General features: G+C 67.9%; 18 protein-coding genes. 5 read left to right on the top strand and 13 right to left on the bottom strand.

Annotated elements, in window-relative coordinates; translation table 11 throughout:
- Positions 1 to 51 precede the first annotated feature (51 nt).
- The 8 genes from BMY35_RS09370 to BMY35_RS09335 are packed head-to-tail and all read right to left on the bottom strand — an operon-like array spanning position 52 to position 10,763.
- Positions 52 to 1,212: an ABC transporter substrate-binding protein gene (locus tag BMY35_RS09370; protein ID WP_177213598.1), complete on the bottom strand. Its 1,161-nt coding sequence runs from the start codon at positions 1,210 to 1,212 to the stop codon at positions 52 to 54.
- Positions 1,213 to 1,250: 38 nt separating this feature from the next.
- Entirely contained in the window at positions 1,251 to 1,577 is a 327-nt protein-coding gene (locus tag BMY35_RS09365; protein WP_093197362.1) for a hypothetical protein, read from the bottom strand.
- Positions 1,578 to 1,583: 6 nt separating this feature from the next.
- Complete coding sequence (locus BMY35_RS38525; protein ID WP_256228303.1) at positions 1,584 to 4,136, bottom strand: RHS repeat-associated core domain-containing protein; 2,553 nt, start codon at positions 4,134 to 4,136, stop codon at positions 1,584 to 1,586.
- The gene (locus BMY35_RS09355; RefSeq protein WP_093197356.1) at positions 4,133 to 6,124 is read right to left on the bottom strand and encodes a DUF6531 domain-containing protein; all 1,992 of its coding nucleotides are present in this window, start codon (positions 6,122 to 6,124) and stop codon (positions 4,133 to 4,135) included. The genes BMY35_RS38525 and BMY35_RS09355 overlap by 4 nt, the downstream gene beginning before the upstream one ends.
- A 29-nt stretch (positions 6,125 to 6,153) precedes the next feature.
- Positions 6,154 to 6,591 carry a DcrB-related protein gene (locus BMY35_RS09350; RefSeq protein WP_093197353.1) on the bottom strand — a complete coding sequence of 146 codons (438 nt, stop codon included), beginning with the start codon at positions 6,589 to 6,591 and terminating at the stop codon, positions 6,154 to 6,156.
- A gap of 14 nt (positions 6,592 to 6,605) precedes the next feature.
- Positions 6,606 to 6,926, bottom strand: a complete 321-nt coding sequence (locus BMY35_RS09345) for a hypothetical protein (protein ID WP_093197350.1) — start codon at positions 6,924 to 6,926, stop codon at positions 6,606 to 6,608.
- A 53-nt stretch (positions 6,927 to 6,979) separates the two neighbouring features.
- Positions 6,980 to 10,252 (bottom strand): type VI secretion system Vgr family protein, encoded by a 3,273-nt coding sequence (locus BMY35_RS09340; protein WP_256228274.1) that lies wholly within the window; start codon positions 10,250 to 10,252, stop codon positions 6,980 to 6,982.
- 28 nt (positions 10,253 to 10,280) lie between these two features.
- A complete protein-coding gene (locus BMY35_RS09335) occupies positions 10,281 to 10,763 on the bottom strand; it encodes an Hcp family type VI secretion system effector (RefSeq protein WP_093197348.1) in 483 nt (160 codons plus the stop codon).
- Positions 10,764 to 11,103: 340 nt separating this feature from the next.
- Between BMY35_RS09335 and BMY35_RS09330 the strand changes: the two genes are divergently transcribed.
- The 3 genes from BMY35_RS09330 to BMY35_RS09320 all read left to right on the top strand — a co-directional run bounded on the left by BMY35_RS09330 (position 11,104) and on the right by BMY35_RS09320 (position 15,618).
- Positions 11,104 to 11,526, top strand: a complete 423-nt coding sequence (locus tag BMY35_RS09330; RefSeq protein ID WP_338067634.1) for a tripartite tricarboxylate transporter TctB family protein — start codon at positions 11,104 to 11,106, stop codon at positions 11,524 to 11,526.
- A gap of 10 nt (positions 11,527 to 11,536) precedes the next feature.
- Positions 11,537 to 13,057, top strand: a complete 1,521-nt coding sequence (locus tag BMY35_RS09325) for a tripartite tricarboxylate transporter permease (protein ID WP_093197342.1) — start codon at positions 11,537 to 11,539, stop codon at positions 13,055 to 13,057.
- A 425-nt stretch (positions 13,058 to 13,482) separates the two neighbouring features.
- On the top strand, positions 13,483 to 15,618 hold the full coding sequence (locus BMY35_RS09320) for a DNA/RNA non-specific endonuclease (protein ID WP_093197340.1): 2,136 nt from the start codon (positions 13,483 to 13,485) through the stop codon (positions 15,616 to 15,618).
- A 22-nt stretch (positions 15,619 to 15,640) separates the two neighbouring features.
- Here BMY35_RS09320 and BMY35_RS38265 read toward each other — a convergent pair whose 3' ends face one another.
- A complete protein-coding gene (locus tag BMY35_RS38265; protein WP_218152979.1) occupies positions 15,641 to 16,021 on the bottom strand; it encodes a hypothetical protein in 381 nt (126 codons plus the stop codon).
- Positions 16,022 to 16,140: 119 nt separating this feature from the next.
- Positions 16,141 to 17,490 carry an MFS family transporter gene (locus BMY35_RS09310; RefSeq protein WP_093197337.1) on the bottom strand — a complete coding sequence of 450 codons (1,350 nt, stop codon included), beginning with the start codon at positions 17,488 to 17,490 and terminating at the stop codon, positions 16,141 to 16,143.
- Between the two features lie 485 nt (positions 17,491 to 17,975).
- Between BMY35_RS09310 and BMY35_RS09305 the strand changes: the two genes are divergently transcribed.
- A complete protein-coding gene (locus BMY35_RS09305; RefSeq protein ID WP_093197335.1) occupies positions 17,976 to 18,731 on the top strand; it encodes an SDR family oxidoreductase in 756 nt (251 codons plus the stop codon).
- A gap of 20 nt (positions 18,732 to 18,751) precedes the next feature.
- On the opposite strand, the gene BMY35_RS09300 is transcribed toward BMY35_RS09305, so the two are convergent.
- The 3 genes from BMY35_RS09300 to BMY35_RS09290 form a co-directional block, all read right to left on the bottom strand.
- On the bottom strand, positions 18,752 to 19,384 hold the full coding sequence (locus BMY35_RS09300) for a response regulator transcription factor (RefSeq protein WP_093197333.1): 633 nt from the start codon (positions 19,382 to 19,384) through the stop codon (positions 18,752 to 18,754).
- Positions 19,381 to 21,561, bottom strand: coding sequence for an ATP-binding protein (locus BMY35_RS09295; RefSeq protein ID WP_093197330.1), 2,181 nt, complete (start codon positions 21,559 to 21,561; stop codon positions 19,381 to 19,383). Before BMY35_RS09295 ends, BMY35_RS09300 begins: the two co-directional genes overlap by 4 nt.
- 88 nt (positions 21,562 to 21,649) lie before the next feature.
- Positions 21,650 to 25,198, bottom strand: coding sequence for an indolepyruvate ferredoxin oxidoreductase family protein (locus BMY35_RS09290; protein ID WP_093197328.1), 3,549 nt, complete (start codon positions 25,196 to 25,198; stop codon positions 21,650 to 21,652).
- 268 nt (positions 25,199 to 25,466) lie between these two features.
- On the opposite strand from BMY35_RS09290, the gene BMY35_RS09285 reads away from it, so the two are divergent.
- Entirely contained in the window at positions 25,467 to 26,354 is an 888-nt protein-coding gene (locus BMY35_RS09285) for a LysR family transcriptional regulator (protein WP_093197325.1), read from the top strand.
- The last annotated feature ends 58 nt before the right edge of the window (positions 26,355 to 26,412 follow it).

The raw sequence follows: 26,412 nt of genomic DNA, 5'->3' as shown, positions 1-26,412 counted from the left end.
GCCGGGAGATAGGTGAAAACCCTTGCCTGGGTCCGCGCCGCTTCCCTTTTCTTACCTGCAGTCGTTCCAGTAGGCGTCGACGTTCGCCTCGAGCGGCGTCGCGACCCGCTTCAGCGACGCGCGGCCCTGGGCATCCCTGGCGACCACGAAGACGTGGCCGTCCTGGACAGGGAAGCCGTTGCGCAGGAACTTGAAGCCGCTGCGCACCGACGGAAAGTCGGCCCTGCTGAGTGCGTTGCGCAGGTCGCTGCGATTGGCGACGGAGCCTCCGGTTTCCTTCAGCGCGCTGTCGATGAGGAGTGCCGCATCGAAACCCTGCGCGGCGTACTGCGACGGGATGCGCCCGTACTTCCTTTCGAAGGCCGGAACGAAAGCCTTGTTCGTCGGGCTCGGCAGGTCGGGGCCCCAGACCGAGCCCGCCAGCGCGCCGAGCGCGGCATCGCCGAGCAGCGGCAGCGTCGTGCCGTCGACGGTGCCGATGGTCAGCAGGGGAACCTTCCCCAGCAGGCCCGACCGGTTCATCTGCCTGATGAAGTCGACGCCCATCTGGCCCGGAAGAAAGGCGACCACCGCGTCCGGCGCGACGGACTTGATCTTCGCCAGCTCCGCCGAGTAGTCGGCCTGGCCGGGCCGGGCGTGGAGTTCGCTCACCACCTCGCCCGAATAGAAGTGCCTGAAGCCCCGCAGCTGGTCCCGGCCCGACGGGCTGTCGGGCGCCAGGAACAGCGTTTTCCACCAGCCCTTGTCGACCGCATGCCTGCCCACGATCCCGGCCTGGTACTCGTCCTGGGACGAGGTGAAGACGAACCTGTTGTTGCACTGCCTGCCAGCGAGCGGCGCGGGGCCGGCGTTCGAGCCGACGAACAGCACGCCCGATCTGGCGAGCGGCCTGGCCATTGCCATCATCACGTCGGAAGAGGTCACGCCGGTGATGAAGCTGACCTTGTCCTTCTGGACCAGGTTCTCCACCAACTGCGCACCGAGCTCGGGGTCCTGCCGGTCGTCTTCCTTGACGACCGCCACGGGCACGCCGCCGAGCATTCCGTTGCGCTGTTCCACGGCCAGCATGAAGCCGTCGTACTGGTCCTGCCCGAGTGCCGCCGAAGGTCCGGAGAGCGTGCCGATGAAGCCGATCTTCACCTGGGCTGATGCGGCCAGCGCAGCGGTGCAGAGGGCGCAGGCGAGGAGGGCCGAGCGGATGCGGTGGATCAAGAGGTTCCTTGTGACGAACGAAAGAGGCCTGCGCAAAGTCAGTCGCCGAAGGCCACGAGCCCGCAGCCCTTTCCCACCGCGGCTTCGAGAAGCTCGCGCATGGCGGCGAATGCCGCGAGCGCCTGCCGGTTTCCCGACAGCTCGCCTGCATTCACCGTGAAGACCTTCAGCAGCGTCGCCACCTGCGCGGGCTCGAGCATCGAATCGTCGGAGTACCTGAGATCGGCGCCTGCCTGCCTGCCCTTGTCGAACAGGGCGGCGAGCGAACGATGCGCATCGAGATCGATGGAGCCGGCGAACTCCAGGCTGCCGGGGTCTTCCGGCATGGCCTTGGTGGAGGAGGGCGCGTAGTAGATGTCCAGCATATGCAGTCAGTCCAGCGGGTGGAAGGTTTGGACGGTCCCGTCTTCGTTCACGGTCGCCCGATAGCGTTTGTATTCTCCGCCGTACTTGAGCCTGGACTCGAAGACCGGCTTGCCCTCGTAGCTCGACTCCTTGCCGTGCTTGAGTGTCTTGCCGAGCATCGAGGCGATGTCGTCCTGGCTCATGCTCGAGTTGAACTTCGACTTCTTGGGGAATCGCAGCGGGTCCACGTGCCGGTCGTAGATGTGCTTCCAGCCCGAAGCCGCATTGCCCTGCTCGAGCACGAAGTTGCGGCTGCCCCGGTTGAAGCCGACCGGCCGCGAGAGAGTCTCGCCGCAGATCCAACCCAGCGGGTCGATCCACCGGATCGGGTTGGGCGCGTAGCCGTGCAGGTTGAAGCCCCCGGCGAGCCCGATCGGATCGGGACTGATGAAGCGCCCGATGTCCGGGTCGTAGAAGCGGAAGGTGTTGTAGTGCAGCCCGGTGTCGCGGTCGAGGTACTGCCCCTGGAAGCGCAGGTTCTGCTCCACCGGTCGTGGCGCTTCCTCGCCCTGCCGGACGGGGCGGCCGTCGAGCGCGGTGACTTCCCATTGCTCGGCGACGGTCGCGCCCCAGGTCCTGTAGCTCGCGCGCCAGCACAGGTTGCCGTCGTCGCTGCTGAGCTCCTCCGGCATGCCGGCGGGGTCGTTGTGGAAGTGCAGGACCCGCGCGGAGGGCAACGAGGCTGACGCCGCCGCCGCCGCTGCCGCCGCGGGCGATGTCCTCGCGTCCACGCGCGCCATGGGCACGTGGCTGTCGGGCTCGTACACGTAGCTGACCACCTGCGAACCACGGCGCTCCTCGATCAGCCGCAGCCCTTCCCAGATGAAGCGCGTGGTGCCGAAGGCATCGTGCCTGGCCACGCGGCGGCCCATGGCGTCGTAGTCGAAGCGTGCGACCTGGGTGGTGGCCTCCGGCGTGTGCGGGCGTCGCGTGGTGTGCACGGCAACGAGGCGGTTCTCGTCGTCCCATTCGAAGCGCTGCTCGGTGTGCCTGCCCGACTTCTTGCACGCGAGCCGGCCGTGGCCGTCGTAGATGTAGCGCTTGTCCTCGAACACGCGCACGAGGTTGTCGCGCACATAGCCGCGTACCTCGCCGCGCATCTCGCCCCGGGGCGCGGCGGCCAGCGACGCATCGAGCAGGTTGCCGGCCGCGTCGTAGGCAAAGCGCTCCTGGTTGGCTGCGTCGCGCACGGCCTGCGCTGCGGGCAGCGGCATGCGCACGGTTTCCTCGATGCGGCCGGTGGCGTCGTAGCGATGGCCGGTCGCGCCCCGCAGCGAGTGGCGGCTCTGACGCAGTTCGCCCGTGGGGTCGTAGCTGTATTCCTTCATCAGGCCGTCGAGCAGGCGGGCGTCGGCGGTGCCCGCGCTGTCCATGGCCTGGCGCCATGAGTTGTCCCGGGTGGTGAAGGAAGAAGCCAGCGACCCCGGCCGGCTCCAGGCCGCGGCGCGGCGCCCCAGCGGGTCGAGCGCGAAGCGCGTGGAGAGCGTGCCCTGGCTGCGCGCGATCTCCCTGTGCAGGTCGTCGCGCTCGATGTCGCTGATGAGCTGGTGCACGGCCGGCGCGTCGCCGCGCTGCAGCGAGAAGTTGACCTGGTGCAGGTGCCCCGAGCCGTAGTGCAGGTAGTTCAGCGCGCGCAGCTCGTCGGCCTGATCCGCCAGCGCGGGCAGCAGGGTCCGCGTGCGGTTGCCGAGCGCATCGTGTTCGTGGCGCAACTGGTGGCGCTCGCCGGTGACTTCGTCGATGGCCGTCTCGCCCACCAGCCGGCCGAGCCTGTCGTAGGCGAAGCAGCTGCGGTGCAGCGCGCGCAGCTGCACCGATTTGCCCTCGGCCAGCGGGCTCACCACTTCCAGCTTGACGGCGTCGATGAGCTGGTCGAGCGCGCTGTAGCGATAGCGGTAATGGTGCGTGGCCGTGCGTTTCTCCACGAGCCGGCCCATCGCGTCGCGGACGAGCTCGGTGCGCAGCGGCTGCGCCGCGCGGCGCGGGCCGGCCTTCGGGTCGTCGGGCGCGAGGTCTTCGTCGCCGATGCCGGGATGGTGGGTGATGGCGACCGGCCATCCGTCGGCGCCGTACTCCACCTGCACGCGCGTGCCGCCCACGCGGCGCTCTTCCACTACGCGGTCGGCGTCGTCGTACGCGAACTCGAAGCGCAGGCCGTTCTCGTTGACCAGCGACTGCAGCCTGCGGGCGCTGTCGTAGTTCCAGGCGACGTGCCTGCCCTCCGCGTCCTGGCGCCACAGCGGCTCGCCGCGGCGGCCGAGTGCGAACCGGGTGGTGCGGCTCAGTGCGTCGGTGCTTGCGAGCAGCCGGCCCGCCGCGTCGCGGTGGAACGCCTGGTGGCTGCCGTCGGGTTGCGAGACGCCGAGCAGGCGCCCCATGGCGTCGTGCGTGAACCGCGTCTGCTGGCCCGCGGCGTCGGTCAGCGTCTTCAGGTATCCACGGTCGTCGTAGGCATGGCGCGTGGTCTTGCCGGAGCAGTCGGTCTGCGCGACGAGCTGGGCGCATTCGTTCCAGCTCAGCTTGCTGACGCCCCCCTGGCATCGGTGATGGAGATGGGCAGGCCGCGCCTGTCGTAGCTGTATTCGGTGACGTGGCCGAGCGGATCGGTCTCGCGCACGAGGTTGCCCTCGTCGCTGTAGGCATAGGTCCAGGCGCTGCCGTCGGGCAGGGTTTCGCGCCAGGGCAGGCCGAGCTCGGTCCAGCCGGTGCTGTGCGTGCGGCCGAGCGCGTCGGTACGGCTGCTCATGAAGCCCTGCGAGTCGTAGGTGCAGCGGGTGACGGCACCGCCGGGCTCCGTCATCGCCACGAGCTGGTCCAGCTCGTCGTAGTGCGCCTGCCAGTGCCGGCCCGAGGCATCGGTGTACGAGAGCAGTCGGTGCTGCGCGTTCCAGCGCCAGGCGAAGACGCGGCCGAGCTGGTCGACTGCGCGGGTTTCGCCGAAGGCTTCCGGGCCTTCTCCCTGCAGCGGAGAGAAGTCGACGTCCCAGCTCTCGCCGTCGTTGGTCCAGTGGCGGCGCACGCGCGCGTCCTTGCCGATTCCGGTCCACGCGTAGTGGCACTCGAGCCCCGCGGCGTCGGCGTGGAAGTTCATGAGGCCGCTCTGCACCTTGCCCTGTGCTTCGTAGCCGAAGCGGCGAACCACCTCGCCGTTGCGGTCGGTCACCTCCAGCAGCCGGCCTTCCGCGTCGTGCCGGTAGGCCACCAGCAGGCAGGGCGTTTCGCCCGGCGCGCCTGCCGCGAGGCGGACCGCGCGCAGCTGCCGGCCGTCGCCCGCGTAGTCGAGCGCGAGCAGGCGCCCGGTGCTGTCGGTCAGTTCGCCCAGCCGGCCTTGCGCGTCGTGGCGCAGTTCGATGAAGTTGCCGTTGCGGTCTTCGAGCCGCGAGAGCTTCAGCGTCTGTTCGCGCGGCAGGTCCTCGCGCGGCGGCTGGAAGATGAAGAACAGCCCGCCCGGCACATGGATGAAGTAGTGGCCGCTCTCGGTGCGGCACAGGTCCAGGCCGTCGCGCGGGCTGTATTGCCGCGTGCCGGGTTCGATGTCGGGCAGCTCCAGCAGCCGGCCCTGTTCGTCGACGAGCGTGAGCACAGGCTCGCCCGCCGCGCCGGTGCCGGGGCGCAGCTCCATCGCGTAGGGCAGGTTCCAGCCCTGTCCCAGCGCGCCGTCGCGGCGCGTGTCGTGGCTGCTGTAGAAGCGCTGCCATTCGATGGGCAGCGGCCCCGGCAGGGTGAAGTCGAGCTCGCTCTCGCCGCCCAGGAACTTGCCGCCGGTCGCCGCGTGCACCGGGTTGCCGAAGGAGCTCACCATGCCGTGGATGCCCATGCCCAGCCCCACGGCGCCTTCGATCAGGCAGGGCAGGGCGTTCCTGCCCTGCCGCGCGAGCTTCGGCAGGCAGCGCAGGCCCTTGTAGATCATGACCACGTTGAAGATGGTCACCAGCACCTTCGAGATCAGCGGCACCTCGTCGGCCACCTCGCGCACGCGCGCGGTCGGCCCGCCGATGAATACGGTGCGCGAGCCCTCGCTGATCTTGGCGCCGCACTCGGTGTGGTCGTCCTTGCGGGAGGCCACGCCCATGTTGATGAAGACGGTCTCGGAGCCTTCGGCCAGCAGGATCTGCGGCGAGTCCCTGGAGCAGCTCACGGTGTCCATGGGCACGTCGGGCGAGGCACGCGCCGCGCCGGTGGCCTTGCTGTCGATGAACACGTCCGACGAGCCACTGGTGATCGCGCCGGTGACGGTGAGCGTCTCGGGCACCAGCGCATCGGCGGCAGCCTCGCCGAGCCCCGCGCCGATGTAGCCGCCGGCGGCACGCGCGCCCACGACCACCAGCCCGGCCACGAGCGGACCGGCCAGCCCGCCGGTGCCGACGATGGCCGCCGCGGCCAGCCCCGCCGCGAAGCCCACGGCGATGCCGCCGATCAGCCCGCCGGCGAACTTCGCCCAGAACCGCGCGTGCGCATTCGTGTGGGCGATGGGGTCGTGCAGGCGTGCTGCGGGCTGGCCGGCCATGGTGCGCTTGCGTGCGTGGCTTGGCGGCGTCAGCCTCGCGGCTGGAAGCTCGCGAGTGCCCGCTGCCAGATCGCGATGCCCTCGGTGTCGAAGGGCAGGGGGCTGCTGGCCGTGAGGATCAGCACGTTCCGGCTCGAGGCCGACGGAAGGAACACGGCCTGCCGCTGGTGCAGCGCCTGCCCGTTCTGCCTGAACTGCGTGGCGAGCTCGATGCCGCGCAGGTCCAGCATCGGCGAGCCGATGGCGACTTCGCCGCGCGACAGTTCCTTGAGCTGGCTCACCTGCCGCGTGAGGTCGTTCATCTGGCGCGTGACGAACTGCGGAAGGGTTTCCTGCGTTCGCAGCGCGTCGCGGCTCACGACGAGCGTGGTGCCCGAGCCGTCGGGCATCGCGAGGACGTTCATCGAGCGGTCGATGCGGCCGTCGTCGGGGATGTCGAACTGGCCTTCGTTGAGGTGGTAGCGCATGACCAAACCGCTCCTCAATGCAAAGGAGCGGAGGACGTCGGAGGCGTGCCGGGTGCCTGCAACTTGTGTTGCAGCTGTTCCAGTCGCGAAGAAAGAACGGTCCGCCTGAGTTTTGCTGCGCCCAATGCCTTGCCCGCTCCTGCCTCTATGTCGGAAAGCACCAGCATCATGTCGCTTGAATCGATCGTGTCGGGCGAAACGTATTGGTCGCCGATTAATGCGATCCCGCGATCGAGTTGCAGCCGGACAAGGTCCCACTGTTCACGGGAAATGCCTTGATCGGCGATCTCCAGGATCGCTTCGATTTCCTTGATGAGTCTGTCACTGCTGTTCATTTCTTGTCGCTCGTTCCGAGACCTGCATCTATTGGCTACAAGTTGGCAGCCTGTTAGGGCCACACTCGTTCCAGCACGCCTCCACTGCCTTGGTAATAGGCCAGGTTCAGCTTCTCCGCTGTTTCCCGCGCCGCCCTGCGCGTGGCTGCCGGGAACGACATCCCTCCGGGCTTTCCTCCGTTCGTCAGCTCATTGACGCGCGCCGCTTGTTGGACCTTCAGCAGATTGGAGTTGACGGAGGCGGGTGTAGCGGCCGTGCGCATGTACATGAACTGGTCCGATCCGCTTTGCGCAATCATCACGTTCTGCTTGCTGTTGACCAGGTATGCCGCGTCCCTGCCGCTGAAGGAAACACCGACGTGGCCGCCCGTCTGGGTCTTCGGGTCCCAGTCGTAGCCGTGGGTATGAAAAACGCCTTGCACCGTGCGGCCTTCGGCCACATTGAGATCGGGCTTGAAACTGGTGGCGGTGCCCTTGGCTGTGCTCTTGCTGAAAGGGCTGGTGGGGGGCGGGTTGACGAGCTTCAACTTACCTGTTTCGTCCGATACCAGCGTGCTGCCCTGCTCCTGAAAAAATCCCCCCGGAAAGCTCGATTTCATCTGATAGCCGAACTTGTCGTTCAGGGCCGAGAGATTCACCTGAGCCGGTGCGCCGGTGGGTGACATCGGCGTAGCCAGGGTCTGGGCCGTGGCGGGCGGCTCGGTCGCTTCAGTCGGGGTGAAGAATGGACGCGTCGGATCCGGTGGGGTCTTGGCCGGCACTTGCTTGCCAGGGTGTGCAGGTGCGCCGACTTCCTCTTCGACCAGATCGGCCTGCGTCGAACTCTCTCCCCCGATCGGCGCCTCGCAATTCAGAAAAATCTTCCCTCCCCGCTGATCCAGGTTGTCCGTGAAGTTCACCAACCCCTTCACTCCGTTGATCTTCACCGTCCCATCCGCCAGCAGCACGATCGACGACTTGCCGCAGATCAACGAGATGCTGGTCTTGGCCGTGACGAACACGTCCTGCTCGGCCGCCTGGACGAGCACCGACTTCCGGCCGGTGAGGTTGGCGTTGGCCGTGGTCGAAGTCACCGAGGCGTCGGTCTTCGACACCAGGTTGATCGCACCGGCGCTCGCGTGCGAGACGATGTCGCCGTCCGACACCACGTTGACCTGCCCGCCCTCGCTCACCTGCGTGAGCATGCCCTTGGCGGCCAGCTGCGTGAGCTGGGCGCCGGTGGTCATGGTCATCGCCGAGGTGGAGCGCATCGACACGCTCTGTCCCGAACTCATGACGATGGGCCGGGGGCTGATCATCGTCTGGCCCTCGGGGCTCACGATGGAGACCACGGGCTTGTCGATCCTGCGTGAGAGGTCGAGCATCTGCTGCGCATCGGCCATGGCCGGGTCGGGGTCGTCCGAGACGCCGGCTTCGGGCGATCCGCCGGCGGCCAGCGCGGTGATGGCCTGCGAGATGCCGCCCACCGACTGCACGCCCTGCACCAGCCCCGAGAGCAGCTGGTTCTTGCCCTGTGCCATGGCGCTCACGAGCGACTTGGTTGCCGCGACCGCCTGTCCCGCCGCCTGCATGAGCGCGCTGCTCTGCGCGAGCGTGGCACCCATGTGCTCGTGGCCGTCGGGGTTGTCGCGCGAGGTCTTCTGCGCGAAGTCCTGCGTGTAGGTGGTCAGCAGCAGGCCCTTGTCCGCGCGGATGGAACCCCACTCGTTGGTGCGCAGCTCGAAGCCGTAGCTGCGCTGCACGCCAGAGCCCTGGTTCATCAGGTAGCCCATGTGCAGGTGGGTGTTGCCGTGGTCGGTGGAAAGCTCGATGTGCTCGGTGCCTCGGCTGTCCTCGAATCGCAGCATGTGCTTGCCGCCGCCGCCCTTGCTCCAGTTGGTCTGGAAGCCGGTCTGGGTCTTGTGGCGCGGCAGCTCCCACGGCGGCATCTGCGCGGCGTTGTAGACGCAGCCGGTGACGATGGGGTGGTCGGGGTCGCCGTTGAGAAAGTCGACGATCACTTCCTGGCCGATGCGCGGGATGTGCATCGCGCCGTAGTTGCTGCCGGCCCAGGTCTGCGACACGCGTATCCAGCACGAGGAGTTCTCGTCGCGCCTGCCGTAGCGGTCCCAGTGGAACTGCACCTTGATGCGGCCGTACTCGTCGGTGTGGATCTCCTCGCCGGCGGGGCCCACCACCACGGCCGTTTGCGGCCCGGTGGTGCGCGGGCGCGGCGTGACGCGCGCGGTGCGGTAGGGCGCGCTGTCGGGCAGCACCTCGAAGGCCTGGCGGTAGCTGGTGCTGCTGGTCGATTCGCGGTAGGCCGCGTCGGCGGCGCCCGCCACGCGCAGGGCGTTCTCCTGGAAGTCGTAGGTGACGGCCTCGATCAGGTAGCGCCGGTTGTCCTCGGCGCTCGGATGGCGCGCCAGCTCGAACAGGTAGCCGGGCGCCATGTGGCGCAGGTTGCCTTCGGCGCTGACGAGCTCGCGCCTCCCGGCCAGTTGCTCCAGCCGCAGCCGCGCGTAGTTCTCGCCGTCGCCCATCTCGGTGTAGCCGCCGGGCCAGTCGTAGATCTCGAAGCTGTCGTGGCTGTGGCCCGCGGGCTGGCGGCGCAGCGTGTCGATCTCGGCGTTAGGCTTCCTGAAGTCGTAGTCGTCGGCCGCGAAGTTGCCCGGGGCGATGTCCTCTGCGTGATGCCAGGTGTCGATGAAGTCCTGCTCCAGGATCTGCGCCGCCAGCACGCCCGCGTGGTAGGGCACCTTCGCCGGTCCGGCGGGCAGGTCGGCGTGCGAGTCGGGGCCGTCGCACAGCACCAGCTGGTGGCTGCCCTTGGCGTGCGAGAAGAAGTAGTAGATGCCTTCCTGCTCCATCAGCCGGCTGACGAAGTTGAAGTCGGTCTCGGCGTACTGCACGCAGTACTCCCAGGTGCGGTAGTTGCCGCCCAGCCTGGCGTCGATGGCGAAGCCGTAGGGCGCCAGCACCTCCTGCAGGATCTGCGGCGCCGTCTTGAACTGGAAGATCCTGAAGTCCGACCGGCGCGTGGCGTACCAGAGCCACCGGCGCAGCGTGGCCTCGTACACGCACATGTCGCCGTCGTCCTTGCCGACGCAGGCGAAGCGCGCGACCTGGCCGCTGAGGAAGCGCAGGCCCGGCCCGCCCAGTTCGGTGGCGAGATTGATCTCGATGGTCATGTCCTCGCCGAGCAGTTGCTTCGGCGGGATGCCCTGCATGTCGCTCACGAGCCGCACGCGCGACTCGAACAGGGTGGAGATGCGCTCCTGTCCCGTCATCGAACGGAACTTGAGGCGCTCGCCCAGCGAGCTGTGGGCGATGAAACTGCGGGTCATCCTGACGCTCGGCCGACGGCGGCGGGAATCAGGTCTCCTTGTTCTCCTTGATGTTCCAGGCCAGAACCGTCTCGGCGCCCTTGCCGCCCTTGTCGGTCTGTTCCCAGTACTGCTGCTTCACCTTCGCGGCCTGGAATGCGTACTGAACGAACACCGCGTCCGAGCCCTGCTCGGCCGTGTACTGCACGGAGGTCACCAGCACCTCTTCAAGCGTGACGCGGGTGTATTCGATCTGCGAGCCCCCCGCCTTGCACACCGACACCTCCACCTTGCTCAGGTGCTTGCCGCTGGCGCAGTTCTTCAGCACCGACGGTGCCGCCTTGTCGATGCGAGCGAGCACCTGCAGGTCGTTGAAGCTGGCCTTGCCGACACCGCCGCCACCGCCGCTGACCATGTTGCCGGGCTGCGTCGCGCCCCACGCGAAGGACTTGATGTCCGTCCACTCCTTGTGGTTCGAGTCCTTCGATTCACCGTTCGCGCCTTCGACGCGCATGAACATGTCTACTGCCATGATTGATCGCTCCCTGGGTTGTTGCGTATGCCCGGAAGTTAAGCAAATCAGGCCCTGGCTGCCAGTGCAGAAGGTCACTGAGAAAAAAGAGCTATATGGGAGGCCGTATGGCCGGCGCGGACGGATACCGCCGATCCGGCCGGTTCCTTCCCCCCCGGGCACCGGCGCCGCGCGCTGCCCGCCCAGGCGTTGGGTACGTAGTTCCCCTCACGCCGTCGTCAGACAGCGATCAGCTAGCCCCAAGAGCATCGCATCGTCCGGATTTCCATCCGGATGGAGACGGGACCGGGCGGATTCACCCGCGCCGGTGGCATTCAACTACCCAGTACATCGGGAACGTATGAGAAACAGAAATCTTGTCAGGGGACTATTCCTCATGGCAATCGCGCTGGCCTTCGGCCTCACGGCGCTTCGCTACCCCATTGGAGACCTGAGCCGCGCGGGGCCCGGGCTCTTTCCGGCCCTTGTGAGCGGCATGCTGCTGGTGATCGGCGTGGCGACGGTGATCCGGGCCTTCTTCGTCGCGCAGGTGCCGCTGGTCTTCAACTTCAAGAACATCGGTCTCATCCTCGCGAGCCTTTGCGGGTTCGCATTGATCTCGCAGTACGTGAACATGATCGCGGGCATCGTCTTCATGGTGTTCTGCTCGTCGTTCGCAGGCAGCTCGCCCTCGTGGGTGCGCAGCATCAAGATCTCGGCCGGCCTGATCGTGATGGCTCTGGCCCTCCAGAAACTCCTCGGCCTGAACCTGCCGCTTTACTGAGGTCACGACGATGGAAGTCCTTAACAACCTGGCGTTCGGCTTTTCTCACGCCCTGACCTGGCAGAACCTGATGTTCTGCGCCATCGGCTGCACCGTGGGCACGCTGGTCGGGCTGCTGCCCGGCCTCGGCCCGCTGGCCACCATCAGCCTGCTGCTGCCGCTGACCTATTCGATTCCCACGACCGGCGCGCTCATCATGCTGGCCGGCATCTACTACGGCGCGCAGTACGGCGACAGCGTGAGCGCGATCACGATGAAGATCCCGCATGCCAGCAGCATCGTGGCCTGCATAGACGGGTACGCGATGACATTGAAGGGGCAGACGGGCCTGGCGCTGTTCACGGCGGGCTTCTCCAGCTTCATCGGCGGCACGGTCGCCATCCTGGTGCTGTCGTTCCTGGCGCCCGTGCTCGGCGAGGTGGCCTTCCTGTTCGGTCCCGCCGACTACGTCTCGATGATGCTGGTGGGCTTCGTGTGCGTGAGCTTCGTGACCACGGGCAGCCTGCTCAACGGCCTGGCCATGTGCATGATCGGCGTGCTGCTCGGAACCATCGGCACCGACGTGAACAGCGGCATGCAGCGCTTCACGCTGGACCTGCCTTTCCTGGTGGACGGCGTCGGCATCGTGAGCATTGCGCTGGGCTGCTTCGGCATTGCCGAGATCACGAAGAATCTCGACTCGCGTGAAGAGCGCTCGCCCTTCAACGGCAAGATCAACCTGATTCCCACCTGGGCGGAGTTCAAGCGGATCATTCCCAGCGCATTGCGCGGCAGCGTGGTCGGTTCATTCCTGGGCATCCTGCCCGGCGGCGGCCCGACGATCGCGCAGTTCGCGGCCTACGCGATCGACAAGAAGGTCAGCAAGTACAAGCACGAGATCGGCTCCGGCTGCATCGAGGGCGTGGCCGGGCAGGCTGCAGCCGACGAAGCGGCAGCGCGCACAAGCTTCATTCCGCTGATGAGCATCGGCATCCCCGAGAACGCCGTGATGGCGCTGATGCTGGCCGCCTTCATCATCAAGGGCATCCAGCCCGGGCCGAACATGATCGGCAGCCACCCCGAGCTGTTCTGGGGCCTGGTCGCCAGCATGTGGATCGGCAACGTCTTCCTGCTGGTGCTCAACGTGCCGCTGGTGCGCTACTGGCTGTCGGTGTTCAAGATCCCGTACAGCGTGCTGTTCCCATCGATCCTGTTCTTCTGCTGCATCGGCACCTACAGCGTGAACAACAACCTGGAAGACGTCTTCATCACGGCGGCCTTCGGCTTCATGGGCTACATGTTCATGCGCCTGGAGCTGGATGCGGCGCCGCTGATGCTCGGCTTCATCCTCGGGCCGATGCTGGAGGAGAACTTCCGCCGCGCGATGCTGCTGAGCCGCGGCAGCTTCGGCACCTTCGTCTCCCGGCCGATCAGCGGCACGCTGCTGAGCCTCATCGCGGTCTTCGTCGTGTGGCAGGTCGTTTCGTTCGTCCTCCAGGCGCGGAAGAAGACCGCTCCGGCGGTGCCCGTGGCACTCGAGCCGCAGGAGTAGCGCGAAGAGCACGGCGGCGAACGCCCAACCCAGCGGCGCTGTCGGCACCGCCCGGAAACCGGGTCGGCGCCGACGGCGCTTTTTCTTTTCCGGACGGGGCGGGTTGCCCGGCGGGTTTCAGCCCGGGAGTCGCGCGAAGCGGGACGGCAGGTATCGTTTCACGGAACTCCCTCCTGAACTTCACTGCGAATTCACCCACGGCGCGCACACTGCGTCCCGACAGCGGTTCGGCGCTGGTAGAGGCCAGGGAGAAAAAATCCGCTCAGGGAACCGCCTCGATGCCGACCGCTGTCGCCTTTCTTCCCGCACCTCGCACGGCCCTGCACCAGGCCGGACTGTCATCCGGATGACGCCATCGGCCGCTTCAATGAACCGCAGTCGCGCGGTTCACGCCCAAGTCCCGCGCCTTCACAAGGAGGAACGCCGTGAACGAGGAAGCGATCGACGCCTTCAAGGCCAGCCTGCAGAGTACCGCCGCCGAGCGTGAACAGGTGAGGAAGCTGGTGGCCGAGGGCCGCTGGCGCGATGCAGAACCTGACGTCGAACGCTCGCGCGCCTATGCGACGCGCCATCGAACGCTCATGTCGTCCAGCGGCGCGGAGTCCATCACCGGCGCCACCGAGGATTTCCAGCGGGCCAGCTTCCTGTCGCAGGGAGCACGCAGCGCCAGGGCCGTGGGCTACGTCGAGGTCAACTACGGAACCAGGGCGGAGATCGGCACCGGCTTCATGGTCAGCCCGGCGCTCTTCATCACCAACCGCCACGTCATCCAGCACGAGTCCGCGGCGCGAGGCACGCAGGTGACCTTCTTCCGCGAGCTCGACGAGCGCGGCGTGCCGAGGCCCACGACCACCTTCCTGCTCGACCCCGACCGCTTCGCGCTGTTCTCGCCCGACGACCAGCTCGACTACGCCCTCGTGGCGCTGGGCCGCAGGCAGTCCGGCGAGGCCGAGGCCGGCGACCTGGGCTTCTGCGCGCTCTCGGACCAGCCGGACAAGCACGTGCTCGGGATGAACACCAACATCGTCCAGCACCCCTCGGGCTGGCCCAAGATGATCACGGTGCGCAACAACATCCTCACGGCGCGCACCGACCGCACGCTGCTGTACGAGACGGATACCGAGCAGGGCTCCTCGGGTTCGCCGGTGTTCAACGACGACTGGCAACTGGTTGCGCTCCATCACTGGGGCGAGCCCTTCATCGACCGGAATGCCCTTGGCGACAAGCCGCCGGTGAACGTGAACGAGGGCGTTCGCATCAGCGCCATCTATCGCGACCTCGCCGGTCGCCTGAGCGGGCTGCCGGCGCAGTGGCAGTCGCTGCTGCGCGATGCGCTTGCGCTCGGAGACCCCGGCAGCGCGGCCGCCGTGGGAAGCGACCGCAGGCTATCGCCGCCCCGGCCGTCGGCACGGGAGGCCAAGGAAGTCGAGATCACGAACCCAACCACGGAGCTTCACACCATGGACACCCCGAGCAGCGCATCGCCTTCCAGTTCCATCCGGCTGACCGTGCCCATCGAATTGACGATCAGCATCGGGCAGGCGGTGCAGGCGCAGCCTGTCGTCGTCGGCACCTCCCGGTCATCGCTTGCCTCCGCTTCATTGCAGCCGAAGGTGCTGGCCCGTGGCGCCGAGGCCGTGCAGGTCGACCAGGACTACGGCAACCGCAACGGCTACGACTCAGCGTTCGTTCCCGGGTTGGAGTTGCCGCTGCCGCAGCCCTCGCCGGCTCTGGCGAAGCAGGTCGCCCCGCTGCGGGCGGAGGAGCCCGATGCCGCCGAGGGCGAGCTGAAGTACGAACACTTCAGCCTGAAGCTGAACAAGTCGAAGCGCATCGCGCTCTTCACGGCAACCAACATCGACGGCGAGACCTATCTCGAAATCGACAGGAAGACCGGCCAGCCCAACGCGTCCGAGGGAGAGGTCTGGTTCAAGGACCCGCGCGTCAGCGCGAGCTTCGTGCTCGACCAGAGCTTCTACTCGGCATGGTCGACCTACTTCGACCGCGGCCACCTCACGCGGCGCACCGACCCGACCTGGGGCTCGGCGGAAGACGCCGCGCGCGCCAATGCCGACACCTTCCATTTCACGAACTGTTCGCCGCAGCATTTCAGGTTCAACCAGAGCGCGAGGTACTGGCAGGGGCTGGAGCGCTACGTGCTCGAGAACGGCACGCTCGCGGGCGACGTGCGGCGCAGGCTGGCCGTCTTCCAGGGGCCCATCTTCGACGACAAGATCGACCTGTGGGCGGACGACGTGCAGATCCCCTCGTCGTTCTTCAAGGTCGTGGTCTGGAAGGGGCAGGCCGGCCCCAGGGCCGTGGGGCTGGTGGCCGATCAGTCGAAGCTGCTTTCCGAACCCCGGCGCAGCCTGGGTTCGCCACAGGCGCTGGCCTCGGTGGACGTGAACCAGTGGCGCGTGCCCATCGAGAAGATCGAGGCCCGGACGGGCCTCGATTTCGGCGAATTGGTCCGGGGCGCCGACACCATCGCTGACGACGCTCAGCCGCGCGTGGGCGAGGGGCTGGTGCTCGTCAGGAGCTTCGAGAGCATCCGGCTCTGAGCGATGCCCTGAGCGAGCAGTCTCAGCCGAACGTGGTCGAAGGAGCTTCCGGCTCGTAGCGCAGCGCGGCGTCGTGGCTGGGCATGGGCTGCGTCAGGATCTGGGCCAGCCAGTGGTCGAGCGTGTTGCCCGGCGGCGGCGCGGGGCGCTGTTCGCGCAGGGGCTTCGCCATGGCGGCCGCATCGCGCGCGATCGGGCTCACCTCGTCGGGAAACCACCGGAAGATGTCGACGCGGCTCCTGTAGCCGTCACCCGAGCGCACGAAGAGAAAGCCCTGTCGTGCGTTGCCTTCCGCATCCACCGGAACACCGGCCGCCCGAAGGGCCTTGACCCTGGCCTCCGTGTCGAGGTCGAACGGCAGCTTCAAGGTGATGGTTGCGTTGTGGACCATCCGTCTCGCCATGGCTTTACCCTCATGCTTTCTGGTGGATCGATCGATTCGAAAAAGCTTTCCCGGGATATCGCTTCGGGAGGTGGCAAGCCTCCCGGCGGGGCGATGGCGCCCCTGTCTGCCTGCCTGTGCTACTTGTCGTGGTGCAGATAGCTCGCCTGCTTCGGCAGCAGCAGGCTCACGGTGAACGCCACGACCATCATGGCCGTCACGTACCAGTAGAAGTACGACTCGTGCCCGATCGACTTCAGCCCCAGCGCCACGTACTCGGCGCTGCCGCCGAAGATCGCGTTGCCCACCGCGTAGGAGAGGCCGACGCCCAGCGCGCGGATCTCGGGCGGGAACATCTCGGCCTTCACGATGCCGCTGATCGAGGTGTAGAAGCTCACCACCGCCAGCGCCAGCGTGATCAGCAGGCCGGCCGCCAGCGGGCTGCCCACGTTCTGCAGGTTGCTCAGCACCGGCACCGTCATCAGCGCGCCCAGCGCGCCGAACAGCAGCATGTTGCTGCGGCGGCCTATGCGGTCCGACAGCGCGCCGAACACCGGCTGCATGCACATGTAGATGAACAGGCAGGCCGTCATCACATTGCTGGCGGTCTTGATCGACATGCCGGCCGAGTTCACCAGGTACTTCTGCATGTACGTGGTGAAGGTGTAGAAGATCAGCGAGCCGCCGGCCGTGTAGCCCAGCACCACGAAGAAAGCGCGCTTGTGGTGGGTGAACAGCTCGCGCATCGTGCCAGCGCCCTTGGCGGCGCGGGTCTTGGTGCTGGCGGTCTCGGTCAGCGTGCGGCGCAGCAGCAGCGCGACCACGGCAGCCACGGCACCCAGCACGAAGGGAATGCGCCAGCCCCAGGCCTTGAGTTCGGCCTCGTCCAGCAGTTGCTGAAGAACCACCACCACGACCACCGCGAGCAACTGGCCGCCGATCAGCGTGACGTACTGGAACGACGAGAAGAAGCCGCGCTGGCCGCGCATGGCCACTTCGCTCATGTAGGTGGCGGTGGTGCCGTACTCGCCGCCCACCGACAGGCCCTGCAACAGCCGCGCGAGCAGCAGCAGCGCCGGAGCGGCCGCGCCGATCTGCGCGTAGGTGGGCAGGCAGGCGATGACCAGCGAACCCACGCACATCATGACGACCGAGGTCACCATCGAGGTCTTGCGGCCCTTGCGGTCGGCGATGCGGCCGAACAGCCAGCCGCCGATCGGGCGCATCAGGAAGCCGGCGGCGAACACGCCGGCGGTGTTCAGCAGCTGCACGGTCGGGTCGGACTTGGGGAAGAACGCCGGCGCGAAATAGATGGCGCAGAAGGCGTAGACGTAGAAGTCGAACCACTCCACGAGGTTGCCGGACGAGGCGGCGAAGATGGCGAAGATGCGCTTGCGCTTTTCCTCGAAGGTATAGGGGGTGTTGCTGCTGGTGGCGGGTGCCGCGTCGGCGCTGGAAGCACCGGCGGCCGCGCTTGCGGTGGCGGTCATGAAAAGGGGTCCTTGTCTCTGGCTGGGGCCCGCCGCGTTAAGAAAAAAGTCACGCGGAGGCCGTTCGGCCGAGTCTGTCCGCCTCGAGTCGCGCTGTCGTCCGTAGCTGGGGGCGGGGCGTCTACGTATCGATACGCAAGGGTAAATACCTAGAGAGGCCTGGAGGGGGCCGGCGGGCCTGGCATCGGGAGCAGGGGCTTGACGGTCGCAAGGCGCCTTGCCGACAATCCGCCCGCAGCCGCCGTCACCAGATGGCGCTTCCGTAGGCGTTACCGTCATCCAACGCGTCCTTCGTCGAGAGGGTCCCAGCAGGGAAATCTCGAAGCATCGAAAGGCGCCACGGTATGCCCCCATCCTCCTGCCTCGCGACCGCCCGATCGAGACGCCCATGCGCGCCGTCTTGCCGTGGCCGTTCGCGAGTCCGGTGTTCCAGGCCTGCCGCCGCCTTTCGAGTCATCCGACTCAACGAAAGAAAGGCAGCAACCATGAACACGACAGGCAACACCATTCTCGTCACCGGCGGCACCAGCGGCATCGGCCGCGCGCTTGCCGAAGCCCTGCTGGCGCGCGGCAACCGCGTCATCGTCACGGGGCGGCGACAGGCCCTGCTCGACCAGATCACCGCGAACCGTCCCGGCTTCTTCGGGATACCGCTCGACATCGACGACCCGGCAGCGCTGTCGCGCCTCGCCGGCGAGGTTCGCGCGCGCTTTCCCGAGCTCAACGTGCTCGTCGCCAATGCGGGGATCTCGCAGGCGGAGGACATGACCGCCGACAGCTGGGACGCTTCCGGCGCCGAGGCGATAGTGCGGACCAACGTCCTGGGCGTGCTGCGCGTGACGGCGGCGCTGCTGCCGGTGCTGAAGCGACAGCCGGGCGCCACGATCATCGCGACCAGCTCCAACCTCGCCTTCGTGCCCCGCGCCGACTTCCCGGCCTACTGCGCCAGCAAGGCGTTCCTGCACTCATGGCTCCAGTCGCTGCGCCATCAGCTGCGCAAGATTCCCGTCGAAGTCCTCGAGCTTGCGCCGCCTTACGTGCAGACGGAACTGACGGGCGCGAGGCAGGCGTCCGACCCGCGCGCCATGCCCGTGGCTGCGTACGTCGCGGAGGTCATGCAGTTGCTGGAGCGCAAGGACCATCCCAGGGGCGAGTTGCTTGTCGAACGCGATCGAGCCAGGCGATGGGCCGAGCGCGACGGTCGCTACGAGGCCACGTTCGATGCCATGAATCCGCGTTAGAGCGCTCGCGCCGGCGCCACCTACAGCGCATGCTCCCGCAGAAACCGATCCAGCTGATGGCTGTTCGCCAGCCCCAGCTTCGCGAACACATGCGCCCGGTGCGTTTCCACAGTGCGCTGTTCCAGCGGCGCGAGTTCCTGCGCGATCTGCTTGTTGGGCTTGCCCTCGGCCACGAGGCGGGCGATCTGCATCTCGCGCGGAGTGAGCTTGTCCCACAGGGCCTGCGCGGCCTGGCGGGCCTGGCGGCGGGCGGCGACTTCGCCGGCCTGCTGCAGGGCGCGGGCGATGGTGTCGAGCAGGCGTTCGTCGTTGCAGGGTTTCTCGAGCCAGCCGAAGGCGCCGTTCTGCACGGCCTCCACGGCCACGGGAATGTCTCCGTGGCCCGACAGGAAGATCACCACCAGCGGGCTCTCCTGCGTGCGCAGCGCGTCGAACACCTGCAGGCCGCTCATGCCGCCCAGGCGCAGGTCCAGGATCACGCAGCCGGCGCGCTGCAGGTCGGTGCCTTCGAGAAAAGCCTCGCCCGATGCGAAGGTCTGCACCGCGTACCCGCGCGACAGCAGCAACAGGCCCAGCGAGCGGCGCACGGCCTCGTCGTCGTCCACGATGCACAGGTTGTTGGCGGGAGCGCTCGCTGCGGTGATGGCGTTCATGGCGGGGATGTTTCCAGCTCGAGTGTGAAGACTGTGCCACCGCCGGGCCGGTCGGCGAAGTACAGGCTTCCCCGGTGCGCCTCGACGATGGTGCGGCAGATGTTGAGGCCCAGGCCCAGCCCGCCGGTCTTGGTTGTGAAGAAGGGCGAGAACACCTGGTCGGCCACGGCCGGGTCGATGCCCGGGCCGCGATCGGCCACGCGGATGTGCATGCGGCCTCCCTCAAGCCCGGCCTCGACTTCCACGACCCGCTGCTCCGGCGGCACGGCCTGCATGGCGTGCAGGCTGTTCGACAGCAGGTTCAGCAGCACCTGCTCGAGCAGCACGCGGTCGCCGCGCACGTCGGGCAGCCCCTGCGGAATGCGCAGTTCTGCGCGTGCCTGGCGCATGCGGATCTCACCCTGCAGCAGCGCGAGCGCGTTGCCGGCCAGCGCGGCGACCGCGCAGTCTTCGGTGCCGACGGTGCGCTGGCGCACGAAACCGCGGATGCGCCGCACGATCTCGGCGCTGCGCCGGGCCTGCGTCATGGCTTCGTCGAGGCTGCTCACCAGCAGCTGCTGGTTGCCCTGCTCGGCAAAGGCCTTGGCGGCGCTCGCGAAGTTGCTCAGCGCCATCAGGGGCTGGTTCAGTTCGTGCGCCAGGGTGGAGGCCATCTCGCCCAGGCTCGCGAGGCGCTGGGCGTGCTGCAGCTGCTCGTCGTTCTGGCGCTGGCGCAGCTCGGCGCGCTTCTGCTCGGTGATGTCCACCACCGAGCTCATCCAGCCGCTGTGCCTGCCGTCGGCATCGATCAGCGCGGCGGTGTAGACCATGGTGATGACCTCGTGCCCATCGCGGTGCCGCAGGCGCGATTCGAAGCCCGAGTGCGCGGGCTGACCGCTCATCATGGCGTCGTACTGCCGCCAGTGCTGGGTCACGTCGTTCGGGTGCCAGTAGGGGTAGGGCGGCAGCTTGCCCAGCAGCTCGTCGGCGTCGTAGCCGGTCATCTCGCAGAAGGCCGGGTTGACGTAGATGATGCGGCCTTCCAGGTCGCGCGCGCGCATGCCCACCAGCAGCGAGTCTTCCATCGCCTTGCGGAAGGCATGGGCCTCGTCGAGTTCGTGGGTGCGTTCGCGCACGCGCAGTTCCAGGTCGCGCCGCGCGTCGCGCTGCTCGGCGAAGCGGCGTTCGCGCAGCTGCCAGTACAGGCCGGCCAGCAGCAGAACCACGGCCAGCAGCAGGCCCAGCATCCAGGCGCGCTCGCGCGCGACGTCCACGTCGGCGTGGTCGGCCATCACGGTCAGCGTCCAGCCGAGGTCGGGCAGGCGCTCGTCGACCGCGAGAAAGTGGCGCGGCCGGCCGCCGACGCTGGCGCGCACCAGATAGCTGTGCGCGCCTTCCTCGTGCTCAACCTTCCACGGCACCGCCTGGAAGCTGGTGCGCGTGCCGTACTGCTGGTCGCGCCGCATGCCCTCGAGCTCGGCGGCTGCCAGGGGGCGAGTGGACTGGTACATCCACGACGGCACCGAGCTCAGGAACACGACGCCGCGCGCGTCGGTCAGCAGGATGGGGTCGCGCACGAAGGTCCATGTCTCCTGCACCTGGCGCAGGCTCACCTTGACCGTCAACACGCCGCGCACCTCGCCGTCCGTGCCGCGCACCGGCGAGGAGATGAAGAGCCCGGGCTCGCCGGTCGTCTGGCCCACGCCGTAGAAGAGGCCGTTGCGTCCCGCGCGTGCGTCGATGAAGTAGGGCCGGTTGGCGTAGGACTGGCCGACGAAGCTCTGCGGCGTCGCCCAGTTGCTGGCCGCCAGCGTGAGGCCCTGCATGTCGATCAGGTAGAGCGCGTCGGAACCAGCGCGGCGGTTCACCCCTTCGATATAGAGGTTGGCGCGCTGCTTCGCGGCCGGGTCGCCCGGATGGTCCAGCGCGGCCAGCACGAGCGGATGCAGGCCGGTGGTGAAGGGCAGGTAGTTGTACTTGCCGGCGGCATCGCGCAGGCCGAGCACGTGCACTTCCATGGCGCGCCGGATCGAATCGGCCTGGAAGTTCGCCTCGCGGCGCGCAGCCCACTGGCCGGCCAGGCCGATCAGCAGCAGGGCCAGCACGCACGCTACCGTCCAGGCGACCACGTTGCGGCGCCGGCGGCGCGGGCTGACGGCCGGGGAGGGTGTTGGCGTTTCGGGAGTGGTGGGCGGCATGGGGGAACAGGGCCGACCGGCGCGGCGGACGGATTTTGCCCTGATCCTCCCGGCAGGGCCCTTGCCGCTCGCCCTCTGCCCGGTTCGCTCAGGCCGCGACCGGCTGCAGCTGCCTCGGCGCGCGTTGCGCCGGGGTCGCGTCCAGTTGGCTTGCCAGCGCCTCCCAACGCACCCGCGCCGACACCACGCTTTCCTGCTTCACGTGCCCGAAGCCGCGGATCTGCTCGGGCAGCCGTGCCAGCGAGAGCGCAGTGTCGAAGTCGATGGAGTCGAAGCGCGCGAGCAGGCCCTCGACCATCGCGCGGTAGTCCGCGACGAGCTGCCGCTCCATGCGCCGCTCGGCGGTGCGCCCGAACACGTCGAAAGCCGTGCCGCGCAGGCCGCGCAAAGCGGCGAGCATGCGGAACGCGCCCATCATCCAGGGCCCGAAGCTGGTCTTCACCGCACGCCCCTCGGCGTCGCGGCGACCCAGCACCGGCGGCGCGAGATGGAAGCGCAACACCGGCTTGCCCTCGAACTGCTCGCCGAGCTTTTCCATGAAGCGCTTGTCGGTGTACAGCCGCGCGACCTCGTACTCGTCCTTGTAGGCCATGAGCTTGAAGAGGCCCGACGCGACCGCCTTCGCCAGCACGTTGCTGCCGCGCTCGCGCTGTTCGACCGCGCGCACGCGTTCCACCAGCTCCGCATAGCGCTGCGCGTAAGCGGCGTTCTGGTACGAGACGAGGAACTCGGTGCGGCTCTTCACCAGCGCCTCGAAGCTCTGCGGCCGCTGCAGAGCGACCACCTTCTGCGGCGAGGCTTCGCGCGTCACCGCCGCGAGGTCGAGCGCCGCCTTGCGGCCCCAGCGGAATGCCGACTGGTTCGCCTTCACCGCCACGCCGTTGATCTCGATGGCCTTGTCCAGCGCCTCGGCCGACAGCGGCACATAACCCTTCTGGAAGGCGAAGCCCAGCAGGAACAGGTTGGCCGCGATGGCGTCGCCCATGAGCCGCGTGGCCAGTTGCGTCGCATCGACGAAGTCGGCGCGGCCTTCCACCGATTCCTCGATCAGCGCGCGCACCTGCGCGGCCGGGAACTGCCAGTCGGGCTGCTGCGCGAAATGGCCCGTGGGCTGCTCGAAGGTGTTGACCAGCGCATAGGTGCGGCCCGGCCGCATCCGCGCGATGGCGTCGGGCGCGCCGGCCGTGAGCATGTCGCAGCCCAGGATCAGGTCGGCCTCGCCGGTGGGAATGCGCTGCGCTTTCAGCTGCGCAGCATCGCGCGCGATGCGCACGTGCGAAGTCACCGAGCCGTTCTTCTGCGACATGCCCGTCATGTCGAGCACGCTCACGCCCTTGCCCTCGAGGTGCGCCGCCATGCCGATCAGCGCGCCGATGGTGATGACGCCCGTGCCGCCGATGCCGGTGATGAGGATGTTGTGCATGCCGTCGAGCGCGAGCTGCTTCGGCTCAGGGAGCGGTGCTTCTTCGGCCGCAGCCTTCGCGGCCACCGGCGCCTGCTTGCGCGGCTTCACGCCTTCCACCGTCACGAAGCTGGGGCAGAAGCCCTTGATGCACGACTCGTCGGCGTTGCAGGCGCTCTGGTCTACGGCGCGCTTCAGGCCCAGGTCGGTCTGCTTCGGCAGCAGTGCGGTGCAGTTCGACTGCTCGCCGCAGTCGCCGCAGCCTTCGCACACCGCGTCGTTGATGAACACGCGCCGCGCGGCCTGCGGGAACTCGCCCTTCTTGCGGCGGCGGCGCTTCTCGGCGGCGCACACCTGGTCGTAGATCAGCACCGAGACGCCCTCGAACTCGCGCAGCTCGCGCTGCACGGCGTCCATGCTGTCGCGGTGGTGCACGGTGAGCACGAAGCCCTCGCGCTCCGGCGGCAGCACGCTGCGGTCGGCCCAGCGCGACGGGTCTTCGGCCACCAGCGCGAGGCGCTTCACGCCCTCGGCGGCCATCTGGTGCGCGATGCGGGGTACGGTGATGGGGCCGTCCACCGGCTGCCCGCCGGTCATGGCGACCGCGTCGTTGTAGAGGATCTTGTAGGTGATGTTCACGCCCGCTGCCACGGCGGCGCGGATGGCGAGCGAGCCCGAGTGGTAGTAGGTGCCGTCGCCCAGGTTCGCGAATACGTGCCTGCGCTTGGAGAACCACGCCTGCCCGAGCCACGGCGCGCCTTCGCCGCCCATGTGCGTGGTCGTGCGGTTGTGCTCGGGGTAGATGGCGGTGGCCATCACGTGGCAGCCGATGCCCGCGAGCGCGAGGCTGCCTTCGGGCACCTTGGTCGAGGTGTTGTGCGGGCAGCCCGAGCAGTACCAGGCCGGGCGCGAGGGCGTGGCGACGGCCTTGCCCAGCACCACGTCCTTCGCGTCGAGGATGGCGAGCCGCATGCGGATGCGGTCGCTGGTGTGAAAGCGCGCCACGCGCCCCGCGATCACGCGCGCGATCTGCGCCACCGAGAAGTCGGCCGTGGCCGGCAGCAGCCACTTTCCGCGCGGATGCGCTCCCCATTCACCTTGCTCGTCGAACTTGCCGATCACGCGCGGACGCACGTCCTCGCGCCAGTTGTAGAGATGCTCCTTGAGTTGGTATTCGACGATCTGGCGCTTTTCTTCCACGACCAGGATCTCCTCGAGCCCGTCGGCGAACTCGCGGATCGAATCGGGTTCCAGCGGCCAGGGCATCGACACCTTGAAGAGCCGGATGCCGATGCGCGCGGCCTCGTCGGCATCGATGCCCAGTTCTTCCAGCGCCTCCAGCACGTCGCGGTACGACTTGCCCGAGGCCACGATGCCAAGGCGTGCCTTCGGCGAATCGATGGTCACGCGGTTCAGCTTGTTCTCGCGCGCATAGGCGATGGCTGCGTAGATCTTGTAGTCCTGCATCAGCGCTTCCTGCTTGCGGGCCTGCACGCCGAGCGTGTCGGTTGAGAGGCGCGCGTGCACGCCGCCGGGCGGGAACACGAAGTCCGAAGGCAGCCGCGTGTGCACGTCGAGCGCGCCGGCCGGGATGGAGCCCGAAGATTCCACCGTGTCCGCCAGCGCCTTGAAGCCCACCGGCAGCCCCGCGAAGCGCGACATCGCGAAGCCGTGCAGGCCGAGTTCGATGTACTCCTCCACGCTCTGCGGATAGAGCATCGGGATCATCGACGCGGCGAACAGGTGGTCGCTCTGGTTGGGCAGCGTCGACGAAGACGCGCCATGGTCGTCGCCCGCCACCAGCAGCACGCCGCCGTGTGGCGAGGTGCCCGCGTGGCTCATGTGCTTGAACACGTCGCCGCAGCGGTCCACGCCCGGCGCCTTGCCGTACCACATGGCGAAGACGCCATCGACGGCGGACTCGCCCGTCAGGTGCACCTGCTGCGTGCCCCAGACGGCGGTGGCGGCCAGCTCTTCGTTCACGCCGGGCAGGAACTTCACGGCGTTGGCTTCGAGCTGCGGCTGCGCCTTCCACAGCGCTTCGTCGAGGCCGCCGAGCGGCGAGCCGCGGTAGCCCGAGACGAAGCCCGCGGTGTTCAGCCCGGCCTTCTGGTCGCGCCACTTCTGCACGAGCATGAGGCGCACCAGCGCCTGGATGCCGCTGAGGTAGATCCGGCCTTCGGTGGCCGTGTATTTGTCGTCCAGCGCAACGCTGGCCAGTTCGTGGGATGCCATGACAGGAAAAGACTCCGGGTAGGACTCGTTGGAATGCGGGCATGGCCCCGGTAGAGGGCCGGCTCGCGGAACGCCCCGGCGGGGTAGACGCCGGAACAGCAACGATTCTTCCGCTTCGCCCGCGGAAAGTGCTTCTTCGTTTGGGCAAAGCGCGGCGCTTTGCGGAAGATCTGTCTCTTGCGGGCGCGATCCGCCGAAAGTATTTCGGCCGAGGCCATGGCCCTTGCTGGCCCGACAATGTCGGCCTCGCAGACCGACCCCGCACACCATGAGACCCGACCTCGATTCGCTGGCGCTTTTCCTGCGCGCCATTGAGCACGGCAGCCTGTCGAAGGCCGCGGCCGAGAGCCACATGGTGCTGTCGGCCGCCAGCCGCCGGCTGGCCATCCTCGAAGAGCATTTGGGCGTGGCGCTGCTCAACCGCACCTCGAGGGGCGTGACGCCCACCGGCGCCGGCGAATCGCTGGCCGTGCATGCGCGGCAGATATTGCGCGACGTCGATCGCATGCGCGCAGATCTCTCGGACTACGCGCAGGGCGCCACCGGCCGCGTGCGGCTGCATGCCAACGCGTCGGCCATGGGCCAGTTCCTGCCCGACGACGTGGCGAGCTTCCGCCAGCGCTATCCCGAGATCCGCGTGAGCGTGGAAGAGCACCGCAGCGTCTACATCGTGCAGGCGATTCGCGACCGGCAGGCCGACGTCGGCGTCATCACCAGCGAGGCGGCCGATCCCGCGCTGCACTTCATCCCGTACCGCACCGACCGGCTGGTGGCCATCGTGCGGCAGAAGCATCCGTGGCGCGGCCGCGAGGTGTCGTTCGAGGAACTGCTCGACTACGACTTCGTCGGCCTGGAAGACGACTCGGCCATCTCGCGCACCATGGAAGACGCTGCGATGAGCGCGCGCAAGGTGCTGCGCCTGCGCGTGCGGGTGAAGAGCTTCGAGGCCGTGTGCCGGATGATCGAAGCGGGCATGGGCGTCGGCATCCTGCCCGAAGGCGCCGCGGTGACCTATCGCAAGGAGATGAAGCTGCGCTTCATCAACCTCACCGATGCGTGGGCTTCACGACGGATGTACCTGTGCACGCGGCAGGAGGCGTTGAGTTTTCCGCAGCGGCGGCTGGTGGATCACTTGCTGGCACGTGGGATGTCTTGAGGCAGGGGCTCGGGTTCGGGTTCATTCAGGGCGACGCACACGCCGACGGGGTACCTTG

The sequence above is a fragment of the Variovorax sp. YR750 genome (assembly GCF_900109805.1).
Classification (GTDB): Bacteria; Pseudomonadota; Gammaproteobacteria; order Burkholderiales; family Burkholderiaceae_C; genus Variovorax; species Variovorax gossypii.
Note: the sequence above shows the minus strand (reverse complement) of the source record. Positions and strands in the feature narration are given on the sequence as shown.

Excerpts from the sequence above, each read along its gene's own strand:
- BMY35_RS09335 (WP_093197348.1), bottom strand. The coding sequence starts at position 10,763 with ATGGCAGTAGACATGTTCATGCGCGTCGAAGGCGCGAACGGTGAATCG.
- BMY35_RS09290 (WP_093197328.1), bottom strand. The coding sequence starts at position 25,198 with ATGGCATCCCACGAACTGGCCAGCGTTGCGCTGGACGACAAATACACG.
- BMY35_RS09305 (WP_093197335.1), top strand. The coding sequence starts at position 17,976 with ATGAACACGACAGGCAACACCATTCTCGTCACCGGCGGCACCAGCGGC.
- BMY35_RS09365 (WP_093197362.1), bottom strand. The coding sequence starts at position 1,577 with ATGCTGGACATCTACTACGCGCCCTCCTCCACCAAGGCCATGCCGGAA.
- BMY35_RS09310 (WP_093197337.1), bottom strand. The coding sequence starts at position 17,490 with ATGACCGCCACCGCAAGCGCGGCCGCCGGTGCTTCCAGCGCCGACGCG.
- BMY35_RS38265 (WP_218152979.1), bottom strand. The coding sequence starts at position 16,021 with ATGGCGAGACGGATGGTCCACAACGCAACCATCACCTTGAAGCTGCCG.
- BMY35_RS09345 (WP_093197350.1), bottom strand. The coding sequence starts at position 6,926 with ATGAACAGCAGTGACAGACTCATCAAGGAAATCGAAGCGATCCTGGAG.
- BMY35_RS09300 (WP_093197333.1), bottom strand. The coding sequence starts at position 19,384 with ATGAACGCCATCACCGCAGCGAGCGCTCCCGCCAACAACCTGTGCATC.
- BMY35_RS09355 (WP_093197356.1), bottom strand. The coding sequence starts at position 6,124 with ATGGCCGGCCAGCCCGCAGCACGCCTGCACGACCCCATCGCCCACACG.
- BMY35_RS09295 (WP_093197330.1), bottom strand. The coding sequence starts at position 21,561 with ATGCCGCCCACCACTCCCGAAACGCCAACACCCTCCCCGGCCGTCAGC.
- BMY35_RS09350 (WP_093197353.1), bottom strand. The coding sequence starts at position 6,591 with ATGCGCTACCACCTCAACGAAGGCCAGTTCGACATCCCCGACGACGGC.
- BMY35_RS09325 (WP_093197342.1), top strand. The coding sequence starts at position 11,537 with ATGGAAGTCCTTAACAACCTGGCGTTCGGCTTTTCTCACGCCCTGACC.
- BMY35_RS09340 (WP_256228274.1), bottom strand. The coding sequence starts at position 10,252 with ATGACCCGCAGTTTCATCGCCCACAGCTCGCTGGGCGAGCGCCTCAAG.
- BMY35_RS09285 (WP_093197325.1), top strand. The coding sequence starts at position 25,467 with ATGAGACCCGACCTCGATTCGCTGGCGCTTTTCCTGCGCGCCATTGAG.
- BMY35_RS09330 (WP_338067634.1), top strand. The coding sequence starts at position 11,104 with ATGAGAAACAGAAATCTTGTCAGGGGACTATTCCTCATGGCAATCGCG.